Source organism: Lysinibacillus sp. NPDC097868, from assembly GCF_044761135.1.
Lineage (GTDB): Bacteria > Bacillota > Bacilli > Bacillales_A > Planococcaceae > Lysinibacillus.
The window spans coordinates 2,345,613-2,364,313 of record NZ_JBIWBS010000001.1 but is presented as its reverse complement, the minus strand read 5'-3'; the positions used below and the strand labels follow the sequence as shown (position 1 = coordinate 2,364,313).

General features: G+C 33.8%; 20 protein-coding genes. 8 read left to right on the top strand and 12 right to left on the bottom strand.

The window, feature by feature from the left end:
* The first annotated feature begins 188 nt into the window (after positions 1–188).
* Positions 189–620: an NUDIX domain-containing protein gene (locus ACIQXJ_RS11690; RefSeq protein ID WP_403053597.1), complete on the top strand. Its 432-nt coding sequence runs from the start codon at positions 189–191 to the stop codon at positions 618–620.
* Positions 621–742: 122 nt separating this feature from the next.
* Here the strand turns inward: ACIQXJ_RS11690 and ACIQXJ_RS11685 are convergent, their stop codons facing one another.
* Positions 743–1,054, bottom strand: a complete 312-nt coding sequence (locus ACIQXJ_RS11685) for a hypothetical protein (RefSeq protein WP_403053594.1) — start codon at positions 1,052–1,054, stop codon at positions 743–745.
* A gap of 207 nt (positions 1,055–1,261) precedes the next feature.
* A complete protein-coding gene (locus ACIQXJ_RS11680) occupies positions 1,262–2,143 on the bottom strand; it encodes a LysR family transcriptional regulator (RefSeq protein ID WP_403053591.1) in 882 nt (293 codons plus the stop codon).
* A 105-nt stretch (positions 2,144–2,248) separates the two neighbouring features.
* On the opposite strand from ACIQXJ_RS11680, the gene ACIQXJ_RS11675 reads away from it, so the two are divergent.
* Complete coding sequence (locus ACIQXJ_RS11675) at positions 2,249–3,427, top strand: YbfB/YjiJ family MFS transporter (protein ID WP_403053588.1); 1,179 nt, start codon at positions 2,249–2,251, stop codon at positions 3,425–3,427.
* A 48-nt stretch (positions 3,428–3,475) separates the two neighbouring features.
* Here ACIQXJ_RS11675 and ACIQXJ_RS11670 read toward each other — a convergent pair whose 3' ends face one another.
* The 5 genes from ACIQXJ_RS11670 to ACIQXJ_RS11650 form a co-directional block, all read right to left on the bottom strand.
* Positions 3,476–4,336, bottom strand: a complete 861-nt coding sequence (locus ACIQXJ_RS11670) for a YitT family protein (RefSeq protein ID WP_340825419.1) — start codon at positions 4,334–4,336, stop codon at positions 3,476–3,478.
* A 57-nt stretch (positions 4,337–4,393) separates the two neighbouring features.
* Positions 4,394–4,930 (bottom strand): helix-turn-helix domain-containing protein, encoded by a 537-nt coding sequence (locus ACIQXJ_RS11665; protein ID WP_340825417.1) that lies wholly within the window; start codon positions 4,928–4,930, stop codon positions 4,394–4,396.
* Positions 4,931–5,308: 378 nt separating this feature from the next.
* Positions 5,309–5,482 (bottom strand): hypothetical protein, encoded by a 174-nt coding sequence (locus tag ACIQXJ_RS11660; RefSeq protein ID WP_340826544.1) that lies wholly within the window; start codon positions 5,480–5,482, stop codon positions 5,309–5,311.
* The gene (locus ACIQXJ_RS11655) at positions 5,466–6,893 is read right to left on the bottom strand and encodes a recombinase family protein (RefSeq protein WP_403053585.1); all 1,428 of its coding nucleotides are present in this window, start codon (positions 6,891–6,893) and stop codon (positions 5,466–5,468) included. Before ACIQXJ_RS11655 ends, ACIQXJ_RS11660 begins: the two co-directional genes overlap by 17 nt.
* Positions 6,894–7,222: 329 nt before the next feature.
* Positions 7,223–7,828, bottom strand: a complete 606-nt coding sequence (locus ACIQXJ_RS11650) for a hypothetical protein (protein ID WP_401008558.1) — start codon at positions 7,826–7,828, stop codon at positions 7,223–7,225.
* 267 nt (positions 7,829–8,095) lie between these two features.
* Here ACIQXJ_RS11650 and ACIQXJ_RS11645 point away from each other — a divergent pair, with 267 nt between their 5' ends.
* On the top strand, positions 8,096–8,245 hold the full coding sequence (locus ACIQXJ_RS11645) for a hypothetical protein (RefSeq protein ID WP_173478347.1): 150 nt from the start codon (positions 8,096–8,098) through the stop codon (positions 8,243–8,245).
* Between the two features lie 169 nt (positions 8,246–8,414).
* Here ACIQXJ_RS11645 and ACIQXJ_RS11640 read toward each other — a convergent pair whose 3' ends face one another.
* Positions 8,415–9,071: a CatB-related O-acetyltransferase gene (locus ACIQXJ_RS11640; RefSeq protein ID WP_403053582.1), complete on the bottom strand. Its 657-nt coding sequence runs from the start codon at positions 9,069–9,071 to the stop codon at positions 8,415–8,417.
* Between the two features lie 376 nt (positions 9,072–9,447).
* Here ACIQXJ_RS11640 and ACIQXJ_RS11635 point away from each other — a divergent pair, with 376 nt between their 5' ends.
* The gene (locus ACIQXJ_RS11635) at positions 9,448–10,188 is read left to right on the top strand and encodes a hypothetical protein (RefSeq protein ID WP_403053579.1); all 741 of its coding nucleotides are present in this window, start codon (positions 9,448–9,450) and stop codon (positions 10,186–10,188) included.
* Positions 10,189–10,508: 320 nt separating this feature from the next.
* On the opposite strand, the gene ACIQXJ_RS11630 is transcribed toward ACIQXJ_RS11635, so the two are convergent.
* The gene (locus ACIQXJ_RS11630) at positions 10,509–11,066 is read right to left on the bottom strand and encodes an Ltp family lipoprotein (RefSeq protein ID WP_403054898.1); all 558 of its coding nucleotides are present in this window, start codon (positions 11,064–11,066) and stop codon (positions 10,509–10,511) included.
* Positions 11,067–11,465: 399 nt separating this feature from the next.
* On the opposite strand from ACIQXJ_RS11630, the gene ACIQXJ_RS11625 reads away from it, so the two are divergent.
* Positions 11,466–12,200, top strand: coding sequence for a hypothetical protein (locus ACIQXJ_RS11625; RefSeq protein WP_403053576.1), 735 nt, complete (start codon positions 11,466–11,468; stop codon positions 12,198–12,200).
* An 86-nt stretch (positions 12,201–12,286) separates the two neighbouring features.
* On the opposite strand, the gene ACIQXJ_RS11620 is transcribed toward ACIQXJ_RS11625, so the two are convergent.
* The gene (locus ACIQXJ_RS11620) at positions 12,287–12,826 is read right to left on the bottom strand and encodes a hypothetical protein (protein WP_403053573.1); all 540 of its coding nucleotides are present in this window, start codon (positions 12,824–12,826) and stop codon (positions 12,287–12,289) included.
* A 760-nt stretch (positions 12,827–13,586) separates the two neighbouring features.
* Between ACIQXJ_RS11620 and ACIQXJ_RS11615 the strand changes: the two genes are divergently transcribed.
* On the top strand, positions 13,587–13,760 hold the full coding sequence (locus ACIQXJ_RS11615) for a type II toxin-antitoxin system HicA family toxin (protein ID WP_403053570.1): 174 nt from the start codon (positions 13,587–13,589) through the stop codon (positions 13,758–13,760).
* A gap of 50 nt (positions 13,761–13,810) precedes the next feature.
* Entirely contained in the window at positions 13,811–14,194 is a 384-nt protein-coding gene (locus tag ACIQXJ_RS11610; protein ID WP_403053568.1) for a type II toxin-antitoxin system HicB family antitoxin, read from the top strand.
* Between the two features lie 135 nt (positions 14,195–14,329).
* On the opposite strand, the gene ACIQXJ_RS11605 is transcribed toward ACIQXJ_RS11610, so the two are convergent.
* Together ACIQXJ_RS11605 and ACIQXJ_RS11600 are read right to left on the bottom strand one after the other, a co-directional pair.
* Positions 14,330–15,619, bottom strand: a complete 1,290-nt coding sequence (locus ACIQXJ_RS11605; protein WP_403053565.1) for a hypothetical protein — start codon at positions 15,617–15,619, stop codon at positions 14,330–14,332.
* 451 nt (positions 15,620–16,070) lie between these two features.
* Entirely contained in the window at positions 16,071–17,681 is a 1,611-nt protein-coding gene (locus ACIQXJ_RS11600) for a glycosyl hydrolase family 18 protein (RefSeq protein ID WP_403053562.1), read from the bottom strand.
* Between the two features lie 385 nt (positions 17,682–18,066).
* On the opposite strand from ACIQXJ_RS11600, the gene ACIQXJ_RS11595 reads away from it, so the two are divergent.
* Positions 18,067–18,666, top strand: a complete 600-nt coding sequence (locus ACIQXJ_RS11595; protein WP_403053559.1) for a TetR/AcrR family transcriptional regulator — start codon at positions 18,067–18,069, stop codon at positions 18,664–18,666.
* The last annotated feature ends 35 nt before the right edge of the window (positions 18,667–18,701 follow it).

Genomic DNA, 18,701 nt, shown 5'->3' with positions numbered 1-18,701 from the left:
ATGTTTCTCAAAATGATTGTAATTTGATGAAATCCAAATCGCTTTTTCAAAATTAAATAGGAGACTATTGTGCTAACTATTTAGCTAAAGAAAAAAGGATTGGCGAGTAAGAGGGATTTGTGAAATGTTATAGAAAGGAAATATAAGGCTATTTATTAAAAGAAAAATATTCAAAGCGGGGGAGATACATGCAGACTATTATGGTTGACTGGGATGGAGGCAAAGGAAAACTAACTTGGATGCCTCAAATGAAATTAACTAATTCATTAATTGTGACAAGTGTTCATGCTGTGTATATGAAAGATGGGAAGGTATTGTTATCTCATATAAAACATCGTGGTTTTAATTATCCAGGTGGTCACGTAGAAACTGGGGAGAACATAGAAGAAGCTATACTTCGTGAGTCCTATGAAGAGGGATATGTAAAGGGAACAATCCAATACACAGGTTCAATCGAAGTGAGCCATAAAGAAAATCCATCGTTTAATTCAAAAGGTAAATATCCTGTAATTGGTTACCAGGCATTTTTTAGAATGGATGTTCTTGAATGCTTACCTTTTCTCCGAGAACATGAATCGTGTACTAGAATTTGGGTTGAACCATCTGAGTACCATTTGTAATTAATGACCATGAACTTTCAAAATTAATCTTACTCGATGCAGTAGCTTTAGGTACGTGTTGAACGAATCTTTATATGTTAAATTACCTAAATGTGATAACCCCACTGTTTACCTTTAAATAATTACTTAGGTAATAGTGGGTGTATGGAAACTATGTGATTGCACAGTAACTGGTCAGTGAGCATATCATGCATTTCAGCAAATATAGTTTTATCCTTAATTAAAATTTGCATTTCAGTGTACTTATATTGACATTGGAATTCTCGAATATATTGAGTAATAATTGGTAAATTGTCGCTATTTTTAATTTCAACTTCTACAAAAAAGGGCAATGTTAATTGCGGTGGTGAAAAACAACCACGGCGAATCCAAATCGCTTCATTTACATAATAACGGATTGGCAATTGGCGATCACTAGCTATAAATAAGTCCATTTAGTTCTCCTTCATAACGTAAATTCAAAATGTTTCATCACTATATTTAGTATAGCTTTTTCTGCTTAGATTGTCGTGAAGTAGCCTTGGGAAATGATATCGTTTAGCTAGCGACCACATTATGTTTGTTATGCAGTTTAGACTGTTAAAAGTAGAAGCTTCGTCTCTTGGTTATCCGTCTTTGAAGGCTGTCATTATCGGCAATTTTTATAGTTGTCTAAGCTGTTGGTACGCTCCAATCGAATCAATGAAATATGATAGCGCAGGTGGTTGAAAATTATCCTGACGATAAATGAACCAAGTAGGGATTTGTGTTTGCTTTGTTGCCAATACATGAATGGCGAGAGGTTGCGTAGCCAGATATTTTTCTGCAATTGCACGTGGCAGGAGAGTTACCCCAAGTCCGGCAGCTACACAGCCTATAATTCCATCAAGTGTTCCAAACTCCATTCTTTTCTGTGGTTGCACACCGTCTTCATGTAACCAATGTTCTAAAATAGCCCGATAAGAGCAGCCGTGTCGGAAAGTAATAAGTGTGCAATTTTCTACATCGCGCAATTTCTCAATTCGTTTATGCGCGTTTGACGAAATCATTACAAGCTCCTCATTAATAAATTCCTTTGCTAAAATATGCTCTTTATAAACAGGCCCTGTAACAAATGCTCCGTCTAGCTCATAATTTTCTAATCGTTTAATATTCTCCGCCGATGTACTCGTTAAGACTGTTAACTCTATTTGTGCATAAGACTTATGAAAATTAGTTAAAAGTGTTGGTAAATGTAGAGCAGCAGTAGTTTCCATTGAACCAATACGCAAAATACCTTTTTGTTCTCCCGTATCATGGAGCATTTCAAAGGATTTATCATACAGATGTAACATTTTTAATACGATTTCATAAAATTGTTGTCCTTTAGGTGTTAAACGAATCCCACGATGCCCACGATAAAAAAATGTTACATTATATAATTCTTCAAGATTTTGTATTTTCATTGAAATATTAGATTGTGAGTAATTGAGTTCTGCAGCTGCTTTAGAAAAACTCCCTGCTTGTACGACCGTCCGAAAAATAAATAAATCATTAAAATTCAAGATATTTCCTCCAGCTATCAATTTATTTGATATCTATTATAAATAATCCGCTCTATTTGTGATACCAAAATATTAGTTATAGTGAATATGAGAGGGAGGGGAAATATGAACAAGCAAACAATTCATTATTTAATAGGGGGAGTATTTGCATTCATCGTTGCAATGGGCATTAGTCGTTTTTCGTATACGGTCATTTTACCGTACATGCAAGAAGCTTTTGCATTTAGTCGAGCAACTGCAGGTTTTTTAGCTACGAGCAACTATTTAGGCTATTTTGTAGGTGCAATTATTGTCGGTCGTCTACAAATACAAAAGAAACGGATTCCCTTCTTACAACTAGCATTAGTTATGAGTATTGTAACAACTGGTTTAATGGGGTGCACTGAGGCGATTTTTGTTTGGTATGTACTTCGGTTTATTTCTGGTGTAATGAGTGCCTTTATTTTTGTCATTGCTGCAAGTCTAGTGCTTGATCAATTAGCTAATAGCAGGAAATCACACTTATCAGGTATTTTTTATAGTGGTGTGGGGATAGGTATTGCATTAAGTGCTTTAATTGTATCTCCAATACATGCTTTATTTAACTGGTATGGCACTTGGATTGCCTTAGCGTTTTTTAGTAGTATCTTACTAATATTTATAGTAATTTTTATAAAGCCAATTATACCTAACACACAACGGGAACCTAGTGAAGCTACTGTAATACGAACATCCCTACCGACAAGTTGGATAAAATGGCTAGTATTTGCCTATAGTCTAGAAGGACTCGGCTATATTATTACTGGAACTTTCATTGTATCCATTGCAAAAGAATCAACAAGCTTTCAGGGCGATGCAGTCTTTGTATGGTTTGTCGTTGGGATTGCAGCCATTCCATCTTGCTTTATTTGGTCAAAACTCGCACAGCGTTGGGGCTATGTAAAAACATTATTCATAGCTATGTTGTTGCAGGCATTTGGCATTGTCCTACCAGCTTTTACAACAAATACTGTTACACTTTACACAAGTGCTTTTGTGTTCGGTGCTACATTTATGGGGATTACAACGGTAGCAACTACTTTAGCAAAGCAAATTGTCCCTATGAATAGTCATAAAATATTAGGTTTTTTAACAGCAGGCTATGCATTAGGACAATTGCTGGGACCTTCACTGGCAGGAATATTGGCCAACTATACAGACAGTTATCACTATGCGCTAATAGGTGCATCAGCTGTTGTATTAGTAGGTGCATTATGTCTAATAAACGGTATAAAATATGAAAAAATAATAGCGAACTCACACTAATGCAATAAAAAAAAGTAAGCAAGTGATGACACTTGCTTACTTCTACTATTAGTGAATATCTCGTTTTTTGAAATTACCACCGCGAACTTCTGAAACATCAGAAATAACGACAAAAGCACTGCTATCAATATCTTTAATAATTGTCACAAGCTTATTTTCTTCCATACGGTTAATGACACAGTTTAAAATTTCAGTTGGTTCGTTTGAAAAGCCACCGCGCCCTTGTGTATAAGTAACACCACGGCCTAGACGAGCTTGAATGGCATCACCAATCTCCTCAGATTTGGCACTGACAACACGGACATCTTTTGATTTTTCTAAACCAACTTGAATAATATCAATAACGTTTTTCGCAATATAGTACGTTAAGGCTGAATATAATGCACTTTCTAATCCGAAAATAAAGCTTGCACCTAAGAAGATAAAGGCATTAATAAATAATATAATATCTCCGACTGAAAACGGAATTTTTCGTGATAATAGTACAGCTAACACTTCAGAGCCATCTAATGCACCACCGTTACGTAAGACAATACCTATTCCAATTCCGAGTAACATACCACCTGATAAGACAATTAATAAAGGATCTTCTGGACCTAAAATTGTTTTAACATCATGTAAAAGAACTGTGGAAATCGATAAAGCAGCTATCCCAGTACTGCTCATTAATGCAAATGTTTTTCCTACTTGTTTGTAGCCAATATAAATAAATGGGATATTAAGTACAAAGAGTAGCACCCCTAACGGAATTCCGAATAAGTGGGCACCCATAATACTAATACCTGTTACGCCACCATCAATAACATTGTTCGGTATTAATACCGCTTCAAGTCCATACGCTGCGATGATTGCGCCTATAATAATCATGATAAATTTTCTTATATTTTCAACTGACTTGCCTTTTTTCATAAATCTTCTCCATTTCTTTACAATTTAAATCCAGTTATCTTGCCTAGATATTGTTACTTAAGATTTTGGAATAATATTTAATGCAATTGTTTTTGTTTCAGTCTTATTGCTTGAATCGGACATATTATAGTATCTCGTTAATAAATCATTTAAATCATTTTGAAAGTTGTTAAACTGTTCCTTTGTTAAAGATAAGTCAAGTAATGAAAAAGTAGCTGTATCCTCGACGCAATCTTCCTCAAATAAGTTTAAATAATTTTGATATTGAGACAGTAATGCTAGTTGATAGTAGGAAATATAGTTTAGTTTTTGCTTTTTCGTTAGCTTGGACCACTCCTCCGCATCTATTTTTGCTGCTCCCTCATTTAAAGCATAAAATTTTTCCGTAACAGAACGTACTTTGCGTTCTTTTACAATTTGAATAATGTTTTCATCCATTAATATTTGAATATGGCGATATAAAGTAGCTTGCGGTACATCTTTAATTAAAGAAATCATCTCTAACGTACTTAAACCTTCTTCTGTATTATGCATCAGTGCCTGTAAAATTTTCATTCTTACAGGATGCATTAAAACCTCCGCTTTATTAAGCATTAATCGAGCCCCCTATCTGAAGAAAAGAGATGGTATCAATGGAAAAAATCAAATGTTATCAATGTGAGAACATTATCAAAAAATATAATATATTTTTAAACAGATGTACAGTAAAAAGCTAATGAAATTATTATATGAATATGATAATATTATTTGTTTGTTATGTAACAAGGCGATTTAGATGAAATCAATATTTTTTACTACGGAGAATGATGTAAGGTGAATTGCTGTTGATTTCCGTTAGTAGATTTAATGTGCAGGCTACTGACAGTAACGTAGCCAACGCTCCAATTAACAGAATAAAAGGCATCAAGTTGAACTTCTCGATGCCTTGTGTCTAAAAACATATATTCAATTTTTATTTAGTTCTCGATGATATTAAATTAAAAATAGCGCAACAATGGTTGTTACAAGAAGTCCTATCGCTACTGGCAATAAATTGCGCCGTGCAAGCTCAAATGGACTCACGTTACAAATAGCAGCAGCGGGAATGAGCGCCCATGGTATAAGTGTACTGCCACCAATAAAAGACATATTATTTAGCTGCAACAATGATAATTTCTCTTGCTTGTTTACTGCTCGTATAATCATCCTTCGTATCAACGATAATTTGCTCAAAGATCGTGGTCATTAATTGTTTACGTTCGTTATCATCAGCATTCAACCAGAGTGTATCAATATTGCGGATAACAGTCCGGATTTCAACATGTTGACGCTGATCCTGCTGCTGTAATTTTTTTAGCTTTGCTTGAATCTCTTTTTCTTTGTTACGAAGCTTTTCACTTTCATGAATTAACTCATCAATCCCGATAACGTCGTGCTCAAACATTGTCTTCTTTTTGTGTGAAAGTTTTTGAACAACGGATAATTCTTGTTGTAATGCGATGAGTTGTGCCATAGGAAATGTAGCATCGCCTTCATTACTTTGAAAATGTCCACCTACTAAGTCATCCCATTTTGCAAAGATGGATTGCACTAAATTGCTTTCTAAAATCATATGACTGGTACAAGCTTTTCCAGCTTTCTTTCCAGAACATCGATATGTTTTTTTCTTACCAGCTTTGTGACCCGACATCGCATGCCCACATCGAGCACATTTTAATAGCGAGGAAAAATAGTAATTGCTCGATTCTCGTTTCCCTCCTAAGGTTCTACGTTTTTCTAACAAATCTTGTAGCTCCCAAAACTCATCGCGATCTATAATGCGTTCATGATTGCCTTCAAATAGTACCCGTTCACGAGGAGGCTTTTTTATGTCTTTCGGATTAGAGCTAAACATTAAATAACCAGCATATGTCGGATTATTGGCAATATCTCGAACACTATCGACATGCCATTGTCCGCCTTTTCGAGTGGGGATTCCTTTATTAGTTAATTGACGGGCAAGGGAGTAAAACCCTAACGATCTTGCTAACTTAAATATATCCTTCACAATTTGAGCCTCTGCTTCATCGATGACTAATTCACCATCTACTACTTGGTAGCCGAGGGGGGGCGTGCCACCTTTCCAGTGACCTAATTTCACTTTCTTTTCCATTCCAAAACGCACACGCTCTGCTGTATTTTCTCGCTCCCACTGTGCAATCGCAGCAACAAGTGTAATAAATAAACGTCCCATCGCATTCGTCGTATCGTAAACTTCTGTAGCGGATTTAAATTTACATTCGTATTGATCTAATTCAGCTAAAATTGTATGAAGATCAGGGACAGAGCGAGTTAAGCGATCAAGCTTATATACAAGAAGGACATCAATACCGCCTTGCTGAATGCGCTCAATCATAGCCTGAAAATGTGGCCTAATTAAATCTTTAGCAGAATACCCATCATCGACGTAGGGCTCCTCAACAATCTCCCATCCTTGTGAAACACAATAAGCTTCCAATTTTTCAATTTGCGCAGCAATTGAAAACCCATGTTTAGCCTGTTCATCCGTGCTGACTCGAACATAGATGACGCATTTCATAAGTATTTCACTCCTTCTAAACTTCCTTTCTTCTATATATTTTACTATCTATAGAAATAATACTTTTATATGTACATGGTGTTCGGATTTGGATGAAAAAATTTCATCATTTCAAGTAGCGGATATGAATTTTGATGACAGGAAGAGCCTGTTATATGTTCAGGCTCTAGCTTTTAATTAACAGTTGTATGGTAATTGCACAAGCTTCAGCAAGCACGAGAAAAGGTTGGATTTTGCATTTTATAAAATTGGGTAGTGGGTGTAATAAGGGAAGTGAGAGCAATGTGCACAAATTATATATGTTTAAAAAAATGAAATGGATTAGACGCTTAATTTCTCCAAATATTTTCGTATGTTTGTGCTTCTAGTTGAAGTGCTTGAAGAATTTTTGGGTTTGTTTGAGTAGCTACATGTAATTTAGCTGTTTTAACGTTTAACACAGCATATACAATAGTTGATGGGGTAGGGTCCTTGCATTGTGCTTCTGACATTAAAGTGAGGATTGGTTGAATGTTCCGTTCATTAATTTTTTCAGTGTTCCCTTTAAAAAACAATTTTATTAAGTGAGGGATGCCGTCAATAACTAAACCTAATTCGGGAGACGAACGAACAACTAAACCATTATTAGATGTCCACATTGATTTAGGTGGATCAAACCATTCGATTTCCTTGTTACGAGTAAATTTTTTAAATGCCTTTATTGCTTGGGTATAGGAATTAATTTTTCTCTCATGAACTTCAGACAGTAACGAATCTAAATTTTCAAGAGATTGATTTTTCTCATAGCATAATTTAATTCGTTCTCTTAATTGTTTCCAATGATCTTTTACTGGATGATAATCCCCTTGATTTTTAATTTCAGTAATTTTGTTCATCTTTGCTAACATTGTTTGCCTAACTGTAAAATCAATAAATTGTGTTAAACCGACAGACAATTTCTCCTTTTCCACTGTCGTTATTTTTAATCACTTCCTTTCTAAAATCATTTTAACAGAAAGTGGATCAAATGGAGATAGTAAATTGGATTTAGTTGGTATCCAATATTGTCTGGCAGTAACTACATCGGAGAAATTGTATGTTGTGGAGAAACAGCCTGAATTGATTAAGAAAGAAGGAGCGCTTGGCATTTATCCAATTTGAAATTTGGCTTAACGAAAGTGACAAGCCTATTCGACATATTCTGATAAAAAAGGAGTGTGCGTATGAAGGCTGTAAAAATGACAGAAGAAAAGGTACGAAAGTTGTTGCCAATCATTGAAAGTATTCTGTCACGGGAATATGGCAGACAGGTAACGCTAAAGGACTTAACAGTTGGTGGCATTACGGTTTATAAAGACGATTGCGCGAAATAGCGCAGTCTAATAAGTTGTGGTACAAGCTTTAAGTTAGGTGAAATAATTGGACTAACATGTGAGAAAGCATGGATATAAAGCACTGAAAATGATGCTTTACAATACTAATAGAAAAAAATACATATCAATAAAAAAACTACATCCAAATTAGATGTAGTTTCAGTAGTTATTATTTTTTTATTTCCTTTAAATAAAAATCATACAATTGATCGATGGAACCATTTGATAACAAAGGAATAGCCTTTTCAATTTTCTCTCGTTCCCAATCAAACCAACGCATTTCTAATAATTTATCTATTTCTAAATCTGAAAAACGTTTTCGTATTGCTTTAGCTGGATTTCCTCCGACAATCGTATAAGGCGGAACATCTTTTAATACAACAGATCCTGCAGCAATAATCGCACCCTCACCGATAGTAACCCCAGGCATTATCATTGCATTCATTCCAATCCAGGCATCACTTTTAATAACCGTATCTCCTTTTGGCTCATAAGAACGTTCTATTTGTTCCGTAAAAGGATACACTGTTATCCATTCTGAATGGTGATTATGATTACCACCCATTAAAATGATGACACCACTTGCAATACAAACGTAGTTTCCGATAATCAGTTTATCTAAATGCCAACCAAAATCATTAATAGGATTAAATAACTCACGAGATTTATTGTCACCCCAAAGGTATCTGACACACCCGTCCTCAAAATTTTGATTTCCATAATAACCCGAGTAGTATGAATAGTCTCCAACTTCAATGAGCGGATTTGTCACTAAATCCTTAATATATTTAATTTCTGACCAATGATTATATTGTTGATTGTTCATTATGCGTACCTCGCTTCTAAGTAATTAGTTTTAATTTATCTACCTAGAAGCTTAATCGCACAGCGACGTTTTTAAGTTTTCTTAAACGACGTATCATCGTCCTCAACCTCTCACGTTTAATGAGGAAATAGTAACTTAAAATAATCATTGTGTCAATGAAAGGTATAGGTTAATACTATTTCTTCTGTAGTCTTCTACAAATAGTACAACGTGAAATAGCGTTTAGAAAATTGACGAGAAGGGTAATTGGATGAAAATATATTGTGGAAAAACACGTTATTTTTGTTATTTTTTTGACATTCTGCATTGCTATTGATAAAATATTACAATATTAGTATATGAAGAAATTAACATAAAGCTGTGAAGGAGGAGAATAATGAAAAAAATAATTATGGTGTTGTTAGCTGTATTAGCAGTAGCAGTATTTCACCCGACAACATCAGAAGCAAAAGTAATGCATGATGGAGCAGAAGTTGTCAAAGGTCAAACAGGGAAAATGACTTTTACAAAGGACATCAAGGTATATAAGAAAAATCCAAACGGCACATTTGATTCATTAGTAGTAAAGCGAAATAACTTCTTTAGAACATATGATATAGAAAAATATGATGGTAAAACATTTTATCAGATGGGGCAATATCGGGTACAAGCAACAGATTTAGTCGTGTTCAAAGAAGTCCCATTAAAAATTCGTACATCCTTCTATCAAAATCCAACGTATATTAATATTAATCGTGAGAATGGAAATTATGGAAGGTACTTTAGAAAAGAGCCTACCTGGAGTATTGTTTTCAAGGATAGCGTAAATGGACAAATACTGGAGTATTGCGATGGCGAGAATGATGGGACTTACGATCCCTGTAGACGTTATCTAGGTACAGATCTTAAAATCGCTGACACGATAGTAAGAGAAGAGATGCGTTATGAGCTAATGGAAAATACAATAGGGAAACACGCTCCATTAAAAGAAGCTAAACCAGATATTATGTATGAAAAGGGGACCATTTTTGTCACAAATGGCCCGATAATTAACGGTTATGTATTAGTCCTTGCAACAGGAAAAGGCTACGATGTTTGGCTACCTGATAATTTATTAAAGCAAGTCGGAGATAAATGAAGCTCTCTTTATAACTTTAGGAGTTACTTTAAAATAACCAAGATAGCTTAATCGTCATCTTGGTTATTACTTTTCTTTAATAAGTTTATGTTAGAAAATAAAATTTTTAATCCGATTATAAAATAAATAAACCCAAATGTCTTTAATGTGATATTCGTGGTTATGTCACTATCGGTTATGCTCATGAATAAATTGCCGACGAAGACTAAAATAAGTCCAATTAATCTAGTAATATATCTCAATGATTCATTTCCTTATTACAAAAAGCCACTCGGGTGAGTGACTCGTATTGTGTCTTACACAGTTAAATGCGGTTGTGCTTATTCTAAATTATCAATAGCATATTGAGCTTCTTCTTTAGTGAATTTTTCCCCGTATTCTGATATTAATTGATCGTAGATAGCCGAATTTGACATATTCATCATATCTGCGTATGATTTTGCTTTTTTCAATGCATTTTCTTTCCAATCAAATACAATATTATTTATAGCGTATTGAGCAGCATCCGCCGGGAAATTCTCCCCATATTCCGATGTTAATTGATCGTAAATCCCTGCCTTTGACATATGCATCGTTTTAGCATAGGACTCTGCTTTTTTTAATGCCGACTTATGCTCTCGTGGGACACTTTCCTCTTTTGCCTTAGCTTCTGCTTTAGCTTTGGCCTCTGCATCTGCTTTAGCTTGTGCTTCTGCTTTCTCTTTTGCTTTTTGTTCTGCTAACGCTTTTTCTTCTGCCTCCTTCGCCTCAAGTGCAGCTTTTTCTTCTGGCGTTTCTTCCACTTTCGCTACAGTTTCTACTTGTTTTTGTGTATCTTCTTTTTCTGTTGTTTCTACTGGATTTGCTGTCATGCCAAAACCAATAAAGGATACAATCATTACTGATACTGATATTCCGGTAAACTTAATTTGCTTTTTAGCTTTTGAAACATCCTTTTTAATAAATTGAACAATAGCCATAATTGCAAAAACTATAACAGCTAAAAAACTTAACATTGATACAATTAAAAATATATTATCCATGAATATATCCACGCTCCTTATTAACTATTTTATTGGTAAAATTGGAAAAAGTATATATAAAAATAAACAATTTTATATTATTAAAGCCTATTATTGATATTGGTTTTCAAATTTTTTTTTAAGATTGTTCATCGAAAAAATGTGGGAAAACGAGTTAATTTTGTTATATTTTTGACATTATTGTATTCTATTGATAAAATAATACGATATTAGTAGGTAAAGAAATTAACTACAAAATTGATGAGGAGGAGCATAATGAAAAAATTATTTATTGTTTTGTTAGCCACTTTTATTTTAGCGATAGTCAATCCAACAAAATCAGAGGCTATTAGATTTGATGGAGCCGAGGTGCATAAAGACCAAACGGGAAAAATGACGTTTACGAAAGATATTAAGATTTATAAGAAAAATGAAGATGGTACATTTGATTCGTTAGTGGTGAAGCGTAATAATTATTTTAAAACGTATGAAATTGAAAAATATGATGGCAAAACATTTTATCAAATGGGGCCATATCGTGTACAAGCAACAAATCTAGTAGTTTTTAAAGAGGTACCGATGAAAATTCGCGCATCTTTCTATGCAAATGTAACGTATATCAATATCAATCGTAACAGCGGAGAATATGGCAAACTCTTTACAGAATGGCGTGATACGTCCATCACAGATATGAATGGAGATCAAATGTTGAGATATTGCGAGGACACTGGAAATGGCTTGAAGTGCGAAAAGCATTATCCTGGTTCAGATATGAAAGTTCTTGACACGAAATTTAAAAAAACAGGTGTTCGTTATGAAGTAACGGAAGACTCTGAAGCGAAAACCTATCCATTAGAAGGTTCTAAAACGAAAAAAGCAATGCCAAAAGGAAGTATGGTTTATTCAGTGAGTGATTCCATTAATGCGTTTTTATGTGTAAAGGAAGACTTAGAAGCAAATGACCAGCAATGTACTTGGCTTCCTGTTGGAATATTAAAACCAATTTATTAACGTGCTGAATAGGAATGCATACTGTACAACAAATAAGCCCAGAACTTCAATGAGTCTGGGCTTTTTATTTTAATTTTTTTACTAGTTTAAGGCCATGTACGTTCTTGGTAGAGGCAAGTAAAGAAAATCCCTCCCATAGATGCTGCAATACCCACAGCATTTCCTTTAATACCAGCTCTTAGTAATCTTAACGCAGCAGATTTGTAGTCTTTCTCTTTTATATAAGCTATGACTGAACTAATAACAACTGTAGGAATAAGATCTTCAGAAGTGAAAAAATCTTTAACTTTTCTTTCAATGCATCGGTCCAATCCTGGATTGTTGTATGCTATTATGCCTTTATGCTTCTTCTTCCCAGTGGCATTTTCAACCTTTTCTAAATCAGGACTATTACCATACTTTTCTTCTATTTTATTAAAGTCTATGCCTATAACTTGTCCTAATTCATCTTTTACCATCGCTTGTTCAAATACATACTCTAAGGCTTCTGTTAAATCTTTTAGTTCCTGTGCATCAATCTTTGAATTTTCTACTATGGTATTCGCATATATTTTTGGTGAAAATGCTGAAATTACTAAAGAAAAAACAAGTATAGATGCGATTACTTTAGTTATAAAATGTTTCATATATTTTCCCCTTTTCTATTTGTAGAATACAAAGTTAATATAAAATGGTGATTAAAATATGTCAAATATTGTTAAATTAGTTTTATTTTTTTGTGTGTTTTTTGGAGCTAAATAGGGACGTTAAAAATATGAAAACAATGACGACCCATATAGAATAGAAAAAGTTATAAAGCAAATTCCAATTCCCATCTCTAAAATAATCCCACATAGATAAAGTTATAAATAAGGTTGCAAAGTAAAAAAAATATATGTATTTTTTAATAATCTCCATTTTTTCACCTCAAAAAATTAACTTAAAATCTTAACATCCTCGTTTGAAAATAGAACAAGTAGTTTAATTTATTGTATTTGCAAATAAACAATTTTGTAAAGAATAATGAAAGTGTATTGTTCATTAAATGTTTAATGAATATAAAGACAAAATTATTTAAACTATGCAAAATAATCAATGAACATGCATGTCGTCTGATTATGTAATAAGACGATAAAGCTTAGTTTAGTAACATCTTTCTTCATCTCGTTATTTTCATCTTTCTACTCTAAATACTTATCTTTATAGTTTTTTGTTTGTCCTTCAAAATCCAAAACAAAAATGAGCATAATCGTAGCAATAACAACGGCTACATATAGTGAAATGGCGATGAACATAAATAAATTATCGCTGCATAAAATTTTAGTTATACGTAAACAATACGTATAAATTCATTGACTCCTTTTTTTTGATACGTATAATACACGTATAGCGGAAAGGGATAAAAAAATGAAAAAGAGAGAGTTAGAGAAACGCTTCTCGGCTAAAGGGTGGAAATTCTTAACCCATGGTGGTAAACATGATATATGGGTGTCACCAACAGGCAAGAAAGAACAAATCCCAAGGCATAGAGAAGTTAATGAAGATTTAGCAAAAGGGCTAATCAAAAAGCACAACCTGTAAAAGAGTTGGTTTTCAAGCCTAATAAAAATAGAATCGAAAGAAGGTAGAAAATGAAAAATGTTGTAGTTTATCCTGTGGTTATTTCCCCCCTATCAGCAGACGGCTTTCACTTAGTGACAATTCCTGATATTGACGGGATTACACAAGGGGAAACTATTGCTGAAGCTATTGAATATGCAAGGGATTATATAGGTAATGCCATAGCTTTTGCTAATGAACCAATAAATAAACCGAATACAGTTCCTTTCACGCCAAAAGAAAAAGATATTGTAACACTTGTAGACGTTGATATAGAAGCACATAAAAGAGCTTTAGATTTAACACCCGTTAAAAAAACTTTAACTATACCTAGCTATTTAAATGATTTAGGTATAAAACAAGGTATAAACTTTTCTCAAACTTTGACGGATGCTTTAAAAGATAAATTAGTATAATAAATATAAAAAATAGCATAATAAATTAACTCTCTCTTTTTATTTTCGGCTTGATCATTTCAAGCCGTTTTTTTATTTTTTTCAAATTCTTTCCGTTTTGCTTTAAATTGATACCTTGCATTAGAAGCCCCTTTATCATATGTCTTCCATTGGTGACAGTGTACCCCCGCCAACCCAAATGCCAGTAATTTGCCCGAGTGCAGTTAGGGTTGCAGTACCTCCGCCAATAGCATTGCCGAATAAACTACCTACAGAACCGGCTAACGAAATGCCAGAGAAACCAGAGCCGTCTAAACCAGTAATGGCACCTACGATTGCAAGAGTAATGACCGCAATTTCTTTCGTTAAGGGTACAACAGCGGCTAAGCCGACGCCTAGATCATTCACAATTCCATGTGAAGCGGAAGGGAGATAGTCACCGATAATTTTGGAAAATCCTGAGTCACCAAGGTAGAAGAAGGCTGCGATAGGGATGACAGGTCCAAATACTTTAAATCCAAATTGGAATCCTTGAATTAAGTAACTGGTCGATTTCTCAAATCCTTGTTTTTTGTGTGCCACTAGACAGAGGATTAATAAAATAAAGACAGCTGTTCCTCCGATAAGGGCAGTGGCATCACCGCCTTGTAGTTTCAAAACGGACATTGCAATAACATCGAGTAAGAAGGTGATGGGAATTAGAATGGCAAAAAATCGTTTTTGACCCTTTGTTAGCAAATGTTCATCTTTCACTTGCTCGATCCCATCTGTTGCTTCGTGCGCTGTCTTAAAATGAAGTTTCCCACGCTTCATATCACGTTTTAATAAGTAAAAAGCAACAATCGTTGTCACAAGCCCCATCGTAATGACTAGAGGAATGCTTGCTGATACAACGTCGCCAACTGGAATTCCCGCAGCATCAGCAGTTAGCTTCGGAGCCCCTTGAATAACAAAATCACTAGATAGTGCAATGCCGTGACCAAATAAATTCATTGCCATCGCTACACCTAAAGCAGGTAAGCCTGCACGAATAGCGACTGGTAAAAGCACAGCTCCTAAGAGTGCAACGGCAGGAGAGGGCCAGAAAAACCAAGAAATAATCATCATTAAAATACCAATTGTCCAATAGGCAAGTGTCGGTGTTTTAATAATTTTTGTAAATGGCGCAACCATGACTTCATTAATACCAGAAGTCATTAACACACGACTCATTGCGACAATGATGGAAATAATTAGGATGGTGGATAACAGCTCTGTAATAGCATAAATAAAGCTATTAAAAACACCACTTATTGATGAAGTGATATCACCAGTAGCGACAATCGCAAGTAGGAATATGCCAAGAATACAAATGAGGGTGGTATCTCGACGTTTAACCATAAAACCAATGATTAAGACAATAAACACAACATAAATCCAATGGAGAGCAGTTAATTCAATCCCCATAATTTTTCCCCCTCAAAATAGGTCTAATTATAGAATATGAGAGGAATTTTAGATGGTGCTCAGTTTCGGAAATAAAAGGTGGGAGTCGATGTGATAAAAATACACAGCAAGTTCGTTTTATGAAATTTTTTTAATGCCATTAGTCAGTGGATTGTAATAGTGGTAACTTTGGAATTGTAAATGTTACACATTTTAATAAACCCTAGTAGCAATGTTAAACAAAATAAAAAAATGTACACTATTAAAATTGAATTTAGTAATGTACATTTTGATAAAATGTGCAACATTATAAACAAGTTATGATGTAAGAAACCATCAAGTACAAATTCTTGTCTTTTATATACAGATTAGTTTGAAGGTTTTGGATTGAATCGTTTACTAACTGCCTCTTTTTTGGTGAAGAGCATTTTATTTAAACTAGTTGAGTTATTATCAACTATTGTGAAGGAATTTATTTTTTTACTGCATACTTTTCTAAATCTGCACTTGCCCGGTTTACCATCGCTGCCATTTGACCTCTCGTGACATGATCAAATGGATAAAATCCTCCATCTTCTTTTCCTTGAATAATCCCTTTACTACTTAATTTTAAAATATCTGCATATGCCCAAAAATCTTTTGGAACATCATAAAAACTGGACTCATCTGTAGGCAATGGATAATTTAACACTCTTGATAATATACCTGCTAATTGTGCTCTTGTGATATTGGCATTTGGATCGAAAATGTTCTCATTTGTTCCATTCACAATATGATACTTATAGGCAATTTCAATAGCACGTTTTGCCCAATGATTTGCTGGCACATCCTTAAAATAATTAGGTACAGTTTCGTTTGTTTTGTCTAAACCGATGGCACTAATAAGGATAGCAGTAGCCTGAGCTCTTGTTAAATTACCATTTGGATCGTAAGTGTATTCGTTTTTGCCGCTAATCCAACCTTTTTGGTAAAGAGCCATAATATCCTGTTCTGCCCAATGGTTTTCGGTATCTATAAAGTTATGTTCCCCATTCGCCCAAGAAGAATAAAATTTCCAAATACCATTATCCGCTTGAGGTAACTCCCAGCTACCTGTTCCTCTTAAATGATATTTCTCTACAAGTCTTAACTTATATTTTAAAGATAAATCATTTTCGTACCAAATCGTGTAATTTCCTGGTACAAGCTTTTTACCATCGATATAAGTAGGAGAGTCACTGCTTTTTACTGTAAATTTGGCAAATGCTGATTTTGAAGTATTATCAAAAAGAAATTTTCCATTATGGCTATTCACAATAGATTTTACTGCATTATTAGCAATGCCGTCGCCTCCTATTTCCTCATCATCCTTCCAAATTCGTCCATAAAAAGGGAGGCCTAATACTATTTTATTGGGATTAATCCCTTTATCTAATAAATATTTAATCGAATTTTCAACAAATGATAAACTTGCGACAGGACCAACTGAACCACCATTATAGCTTTCATCATACGCCATCACCATTAAATAATCGCTATACTCACTTAGTTTCATGTAATCATAAGAACCATGCCACCCAGTTGTCCACCCATATGGATTTGCAGCTACTGCAATGGATATTGTTTTATTATTAGGCATTTTTTCACGTAATAATCGGATGAAATCTGTAAACTCTTCTTTATTTGTATAGTTTAAATTTTCTATATCAATATCGACGCCATCTAAATTATTTTTTAAAACAGAATTGACGATTTGAGTAGACAATGTTTCTCGATTTGTCATTGCGGTTTGTGCCAATTTACGGTCCCAATGATTAGAAATGAATGGCACAACTTTTAATCCTCTATTATGTAATGCATCGACTAAACTTTTATCAATCGTAGCACTCAAACTACCATCTGCATTTAAATCAAAAAAGCTAGGTGTCGCCGTATTTAACGCACCTTGAGTCATATCTATATTTTTTATGAAAGAGCTAGTATTTCCGCTATATAAATATGACATATGTATATCATTCTCTGAGGCGTTAGCACTAAATGGAGTAGCTAATAATGTAGTGAGCAAAGCTGGTATTATCAAATATTTTTTTAATGGATTCTTCATTACTTTCTTCCTTTGTAATAGATTTTATCCACTTTATTATCTATTACTTTAGTAAACGATATCAATTATTAAAATATGGTTTCATTGAGTTGTTTTGTAAATTTATGATATTAAGAGTTTAATAAAATCAAGCTTTCAAGCAGGCTATTTTTTACATGTTAAGAATTTGCACTTCTCATAAAGCTTCATTAATTGTAGTTGAAATTGAAAAATTTCGTTTATGATTAGCATTTACATAATTATTGGTATGGGAGGCATTTTGGATAGGAGAAAGAAGTGCAATTGCGTGCTTGTGTAGTATACTGAAAAAAATAATTAAAATAATTTACAAATAGATTTTCGCATGATAAGCTAAAAAAGTCCTAAAATGAACGGAGGTTCACGTATGCAATATTTAAAAGAGGAAATAAAAAATCGAATCTTATTAGCTGCATTGGATGAATTTAAAGAAAAGGGTTATTCAAGTGCATCCATTAGAAATATAGCTAGTAACGCTGATATTGCATTAGGTACAGTATACAAATATTTTAAAAACAAGGAGGATTTATTTAATTCGATAGTAGACCCCGTCTATAATGATTTGTTTGCTGCCATTAATAAAATCATAATGACTGAAGTTAACCCGGATGATAAATTGATTGAAATTAAAAATAAGATTTTAGACATTTTCAAAGGGCACAGTAAAGAACTATTAATACTTTTTGGTAAAAGTAAAGGTTCTAAATATGAGTATTTTAAGGACGAACTAGTTGATGTACTACATAAAATTCTTCAAAAAGAAACATTCTCTCGTTTTGAAGATAAAAGCGTTGTGAAAGAACCATTTATTTTCTATGTCCTTTCAGCAAACTTTATAGAAGGAATATATACCATTTTGAAGACACAAGAAAATGGTGAAAAAATTGGTATGCTCATTGACCAGTTAATATTTTTATCATTTCACAGTATTGAAAGACGATTTAAAGAAATGTCTCACATTTACTAATGTGGGTATTTTTTTAGAACAAAAATGAACATATG